The following is a 6,097-nucleotide window of genomic DNA, read 5'->3' on the forward strand; positions in this document are numbered from 1 at the left end:
TCGACGACCGGGTCGGGGGTGCGGGCGGTGAAACCGGCGGCGGCGACACCGGCCGGGCGGCGACCCGTGGCGCCGCGGGCACCGGCGGTTGCGGTGGCGGGAGCGGCGACGGGTTCATCCGTGGCGCCGGGTAGGGCGGCGTGTGCTGCGGCGTCGGGTAGGGAAGCGTCGGCGGCAGCGCCGGGAGGTCGACCGAGTGCAGGTCCCAGCCGGTCGTGTCCACCCCCTCCCACGGATCGACCGGGACCTGGTGCTCCGGCGAGTCGAGCGGCGGGACCGGGGTCGGCTCGGCGGACTCGCCCCAGGCCCGCTTGCGCGGCGGTGGGGGCGGGACCGGGGCCGAGCCGCTCCACCGTGGCGCGGGGACCTCGGCGCGGGTCTCCACCCGGGTGGGGTCGGGGCGTCCGGCGACCCGGGTCGGATCGGGCGGGCCGGGCACCGGCGTCGGGTCGGCCGGGGGACCCGGCACGGCGGCCGAGCCGGCCGGACGCGCCGGTACGGCCGTGGAACCCGTCGGGCGCACGGGGGCGGAGCCGCGGGCCGGGGTGACCGGGCTCGCGCCGGTCGGCCCGTTCCCGGGCAGCGGGTCGCCAACGGGCCCGGCCGGTCGGTCGGCGGTCCCGGTCACCGGCTCCCGGGCGGTTTCGTCGCCGCCGCCGTTCGGGGCCGCTCCGGCCGCGGGTGTTCCCCCAGCGTCGGTGGCCGGCGCGGTGCCGCGGGCGGCCGGTTCCGGGGCCTGACCGCCGGCCGGCGTCGGGGTCTCGGTGCGCTGCGCGGTCTCGGCCGGTTCGCCGCCGTCACCCGCGCCGCCCCGCTCGTCGGCGTCGCGACCCTCCGGCGCGCCCGGCCCGGGCGCGGCGTCGTCCTCGACAGCGGCGCCGGTCGCGGGCGGCGCGTCGGTGGCAGCGGGCTCGGGGGTTCGGTCGTGCCCCGCGTCGCCGCCGGTCGCGGGCAATGCGTCGGTGGCGCCGCCGGTGGCCTCGGCGGCGACGTCGCCCGTGGGGTCGGCGTCGCGCTCGTCGCCCGGCGGCGGTACGGGGGAGTGAGCCGACTCGTCGGTGCCCGGATCCCGGCCCGGGACCGGGGTGCTCCCGTCGGCCGGCCGGCCCGCCCCCGGCTGCGGCTGCGGCATCGCGGCAATCTCCTCTCGCGCCCGTTGCGAGGTTAGTACCGCCGCGCCAGCGCCGACGAATCCGCCGGGACGCCCCGTTCGCCGCCGCGCGACCGGACCTCAGCCCACCCCGGCCCGGCGGCGTCGATGGCTCCAGCTCACCAGCGGTTGCAGGGCGGCCATCAGGTCCCGCCCGTCCGGGGTGGGCGCGTAGGTGATCTGGACCGGCGTGCTCGGGATCACCGTCCGGCTGACCAGGCCGTCGGCCTCCAGCTCGCGCAGGCGCTGCGCCAGCAACCGGTCGGAGATGCCGGTGACCGCGGTCCGGTACTCCCCGAAGCGGCGGGCGCCGCGCACCGCGGCGAGCAGGATCGCCCCGGTCCACCGGCGGCCGGCCAACTCCAGGGCGTCCTGAAAGCCACGGCACTCGGACTCGGGGATCTGCTGGTACGGCGCGAGGCCGGGAACGGGGCTGCTCACTTATCAAAGATTAGTAGCTAACCTGTCGTTTGCCCAGTGGTGCCGCCCTGCGGACCGTGGAGCCATGACCGATTACGGACACCCGCTCAGCTTCGGCGTGAGCCTGGACCCGTCCGCCGACATGCTGGCCGCGACGCGGCGGCTCGCGCGGGCGGCGGACGAGGCTGGATTCGACCTCCTCGCCGTCCAGGACCACCCGTACCAACCCGGGCACCTGGACACCTGGACCCTGATCAGCCACCTGGCCGCGGAGACGGACCGGATCTCGTTCCTCACCGACGTGGCCGATCTCCAACTCCGCCCGCCGGCCATGCTGGCCAAGGCTGCGGCCTCGCTCGGCGTGCTCGCCGGCGGCCGGGTCGTCCTCGGGGTCGGTGGCGGTGCGAGCGCGGACGCCGTCGCCGCCATGGGCGCCCGCCGGACCGGCGCGCAGACGGTCGCCTACACCGAGGAGGCCCTGACGATCATGCGTCGGGCGCTCACCGGCGAGCCCGTCCGCCACCTCAGCGCGGCGCACCACATCGAGGGCTACCCGGCGGGCCCCGTGCCACCCGCCCCGGTCCCGCTGTGGCTGGGCGGCCAGCGACCCCGCATGCTCGGGGTTGCCGGCCGACACGGTGACGGCTGGATCTCCCCGCTGAACATCTACGTGCCGCCGGCCGAGGTGCCGGCCCGCCAGAAGATCATCGACGACGCCGCCCGCTCGGCCGGCCGGCAGCCGGCGCAGATCCGCCGGATCTACAACGTCATCGGGGCGATCGGCCCGCACCGCGCTGGCCCGGGGCTCGTCGGGGACGTGCGGCAGTGGGTCGACACGCTCACCGGCTGGGCGGTCGACCTCGGCTTCGACACGTTCGTCCTCTGGCCGGTGGCCGCCGCCCCGGCGCAGGTCAGACTCTTCGCCCGCGAGGTCGTCCCGGCCGTCCGCGACCGGGTGCGGCAGCTCCGGGAGCAGCGGTGACCCGCCCGCCGGCACCGGTCCCCGAGCAGCTGGCCGGCCGGATCGTCCGGCCGGGCGACCGCCGGTACCCGACGCTGCGCTCGACGCACACCACCCGTGCGACGCCGGCGGCCGTGCTGCTGCCGGAGAACACCGCCGAGGTGGTCGCCGCCCTGCGCTACGCGCGGGCGCAGGGCGCGCCGATCGCCGTGCGCAGCGGCGGGCACGGCCTCTCCGGCTCCGCCACGAACGACGGCGGCCTGGTCATCGACCTGTCCGCGCTGCGCTCGGTCGACGTGCTCGACCGCCCGTCGCGGCTGGTCCGAGTCGAGGCCGGGGCCCGCTGGGCCCAGGTCGCCCAGGCCCTCGCGCCGTACGGGCTGGCGATCAGCTCCGGCGACCACGGCAACGTGGGGGTCGGCGGGCTGGCCACCGGCGGCGGCGTGGGCTGGCTGGTCCGGCACTACGGGCTGACCATCGACCACATCCGTGCCGTCGAGGTGGTGCTGGCCGACGGGACGGTGGTGCGCGCGGACGCGGTGACCGAACCGGAGCTGTTCTGGGCGGTCCGGGGCGCCGGCGCCGGGGTCGGTGTCGTGGTGGCCTTCGAGATCGAGGCGGTCGAGGTACGCGACGTCGGGGTGGCCCGGATCCTGGTCGAGGCCCGGCCGGACGGCGACACCGTGCGCCGCTGGGCGGACGTGCTGCGGGGGGCGCCGCGCGAGCTGTCCGCCGCCGCGATGCTGCTGCCGTACGGGTCGTCCACCGTCATGTCCGTCACGGCGGTGGTCGCCGCGGAGAACCTCCGCCGGGCCCGGTCCGCCGTCGCGCCGCTCCTGGAGATCGGGGGCCTGCTGGACCACCGGCTCGACGTGGTGCCCTATCCGGCGCTGGTGCCGACCACGCACCTGCACCCGAACGTCGGCCAGCAGCCGAACGTCACCACCAACGGCCTGCTCAGCGGGGTGGACGGGGCGACCGCCCGCGCGATCATGCGCACAGCGGCCGGTCCGGACCGGGTGCTGGTGCAGCTCCGCTCCGTGGGCGGCGCGGTCAACGACGTCGCACCCGACGCGACCGCGTACCCGCACCGGCACCAGGACACCCTGGTCGTCGCCTCGGCGTTCCCGCCACACGGCGCCGCCCGCCTGGACGCGGCCTGGCGCGGGCTCGCCGGACGCGTCGACGGCGCGTACGTCAACTTCGAGAGTCGGCCCGGCCCGGCCGCGTTCGCGCGGGCCTATCCCCGCGCCACCGGTGCGAAGGTGGCCGGGGTATGGCGACGGTACGACCCGGACGGTGTCTTCCGGACCGCCCACTCCCGGCCCAACGGCGGACGCTGACGCGTTCCGGCCCGGCCGCCCCGGTCTCCCCGGGCCGGGGGCGCAGCCCGGCCGCCGCCCGGGTCACCGGTGACGGCGCGGGCGCTCGCGCCCGCGCCGTCCGCAGCCGGCCTGACCGGCCGCGTCCTGCGGTGCGGGACGTGGTGACCAGCGCAGCACCGCGTACCCTTGGGCATCATGAGTGCCCCGTCCACGTCGCCGCGCCCGGTCGCGGCCAACACCTCCGACGGCTCCAGCTCGGCGCGCCGCGACCCGGGGTCGTCGGTCTGGCCCCGACTGGAGCCGCTGCTGCCCCAGGTGACCAAGCCCATCCAGTACGTCGGTGGCGAGCTGGGCGCGGTGGTCAAGGACTGGGACGCCGCGACCGTCCGGTGGGCGCTGATGTACCCGGACGCGTACGAGGTCGGCCTGCCCAACCAGGGCGTGCAGATCCTCTACGAGGTGCTCAACGAGCTGCCGGACGTCCTCGCCGAGCGGACGTACGCGGTCTGGCCGGACCTGGAGAAGCTGATGCGCGCGCACGGCGTGCCGCAGTTCACCGTCGACGCCCACCGCGCGGTGCGCGACTTCGACGTGTTCGGCGTCTCCTTCTCCACCGAGCTGGGCTACACCAACCTGCTCACCGCGATCGACCTGGCCGGCATCCCGCTGCTTGCCGCCGACCGCACCGACGCCGACCCGGTGGTCGTGGCCGGCGGTCACGCCGCGTTCAACCCGGAGCCGATCGCCGACTTCGTCGACGCCGCCGTGCTCGGCGACGGCGAGGAGGCGGTGCTGGAGATCACCGCGATCGTCCGGGACTGGAAGGCGGAGGGCTGCCCGGGCGGCCGGGACGAGCTGCTGCTGCGGCTGGCCCGCACCGAGAGCGTCTACGTGCCGCGCTTCTACGACGTGGACTACCTGCCCGACGGCCGGATCCAGCGGGTCGTGCCGAACCGGCCGGACGTGCCGTTCCGGGTGCACAAGCGCACGACCATGGACCTGGACGCCTGGCCGTACCCGAAGAAGCCCCTCGTGCCGCTGGCCGAGACGGTCCACGAGCGGTACGCGGTGGAGATCTTCCGCGGCTGCACCCGGGGCTGCCGGTTCTGCCAGGCCGGCATGATCACCCGTCCGGTGCGGGAGCGCTCGATCACCACGGTCGGCCAGATGGTCCAGCAGGGGCTGGAGTTCTCCGGCTTCCACGAGGTGGGCCTGCTGTCGCTGTCGTCGGCCGACCACTCCGAGATCGGCGACATGTGCTCGGGCCTCGCCGAGCAGTACGCCGGCACCAACGTCTCGCTCTCCCTGCCCTCGACCCGGGTCGACGCGTTCAACATCGACCTGGCGCAGGAGCTGTCCCGCAACGGCCGCCGGACCGGCCTGACCTTCGCCCCGGAGGGCGGGTCGGAGCGGATCCGCAAGGTGATCAACAAGATGGTGTCGAAGGAAGACCTCATCCGCACCGTGGTCACCGCGTACACCAACGGCTGGCGGCAGGTGAAGCTCTACTTCATGTGCGGCCTGCCCACCGAGACCGACGAGGACGTCCTCGAGATCGCCGACATGGCGCACGAGGTGATCCGGGCGGGCCGGGCGGCCACCGGGTCGAAGGACATCCGCTGCACCGTCTCCATCGGCGGCTTCGTGCCCAAGCCGCACACCCCGTTCCAGTGGGCGGCGATGGAGCGGCCGGAGGTCATCGACGGCCGGCTCAAGCTGCTCAAGCAGGCGATCAACGCGGACCGCTCGCTGGGCCGGGCGATCGGCTTCCGCTACCACGACGGCGAGCCGTCGCTGATCGAGGGCCTGCTGTCCCGCGGCGACCGCCGGGTCGGCGCGGTGATCCGCAGGGTCTGGGAGAACGGCGGCCGGTTCGACGGCTGGAGCGAGCACTTCTCCTACCGGCGCTGGGTGGACGCCGCCGCCGAGGTGCTGCCGGCCTTCGGGGTCGACCTCGACTGGTTCACCACCCGCGAGCGCGACGAGCTGGAGGTCCTGCCCTGGGACCACCTCGACTCGGGCCTGGACAAGGACTGGCTCTGGCAGGACTGGCAGGACTCCCTGTCCGAGTACGAGCAGGACGACTGCCGGTGGACGCCGTGCTTCGACTGCGGGGTCTGCCCGGCCATGGACACCGAGATCCAGATCGGCCCGACCGGCAAGAAGCTGCTGCCGCTGACCCCGGTCAACGGCTTGAGGCTGCCGACCGGCGCCCAGCAGTAAGGTCGCCGACGCGTCCGG

Annotated in this window: 4 protein-coding genes and 1 pseudogene; 3 read left to right on the forward strand and 2 right to left on the reverse strand. The window is 75.5% G+C overall.

Features of this window, described 5'->3' with window-relative positions; all coding sequences use genetic code 11:
• Together ACL02O_RS33320 and ACL02O_RS33325 are read right to left on the reverse strand one after the other, a co-directional pair.
• Positions 1-1,132: pseudogene (locus tag ACL02O_RS33320) on the reverse strand (hypothetical protein); the annotation flags it as partial.
• A gap of 99 nt (positions 1,133-1,231) precedes the next feature.
• Positions 1,232-1,591 (reverse strand): winged helix-turn-helix transcriptional regulator, encoded by a 360-nt coding sequence (locus ACL02O_RS33325; RefSeq protein WP_412822161.1) that lies wholly within the window; start codon positions 1,589-1,591, stop codon positions 1,232-1,234.
• A 64-nt stretch (positions 1,592-1,655) separates the two neighbouring features.
• Between ACL02O_RS33325 and ACL02O_RS33330 the strand changes: the two genes are divergently transcribed.
• The 3 genes from ACL02O_RS33330 to ACL02O_RS33340 all read left to right on the forward strand — a co-directional run bounded on the left by ACL02O_RS33330 (position 1,656) and on the right by ACL02O_RS33340 (position 6,079).
• Complete coding sequence (locus ACL02O_RS33330) at positions 1,656-2,552, forward strand: LLM class flavin-dependent oxidoreductase (protein WP_412822162.1); 897 nt, start codon at positions 1,656-1,658, stop codon at positions 2,550-2,552.
• Positions 2,549-3,874: an FAD-binding oxidoreductase gene (locus ACL02O_RS33335; RefSeq protein ID WP_412822163.1), complete on the forward strand. Its 1,326-nt coding sequence runs from the start codon at positions 2,549-2,551 to the stop codon at positions 3,872-3,874. The genes ACL02O_RS33330 and ACL02O_RS33335 overlap by 4 nt, the downstream gene beginning before the upstream one ends.
• Positions 3,875-4,051: 177 nt before the next feature.
• Positions 4,052-6,079, forward strand: coding sequence for a TIGR03960 family B12-binding radical SAM protein (locus ACL02O_RS33340; protein WP_412822164.1), 2,028 nt, complete (start codon positions 4,052-4,054; stop codon positions 6,077-6,079).
• Positions 6,080-6,097: the final 18 nt, after the last annotated feature.

Origin of the sequence: Micromonospora mangrovicola (assembly GCF_047200535.1) — a bacterium.
GTDB lineage: Bacteria > Actinomycetota > Actinomycetes > Mycobacteriales > Micromonosporaceae > Micromonospora.

Bases quoted from the DNA above. Each gene is read 5' to 3' on its own strand.
- ACL02O_RS33340 (WP_412822164.1), top strand. From the start codon at position 4,052: ATGAGTGCCCCGTCCACGTCGCCGCGCCCGGTCGCGGCCAACACCTCC.
- ACL02O_RS33330 (WP_412822162.1), top strand. From the start codon at position 1,656: ATGACCGATTACGGACACCCGCTCAGCTTCGGCGTGAGCCTGGACCCG.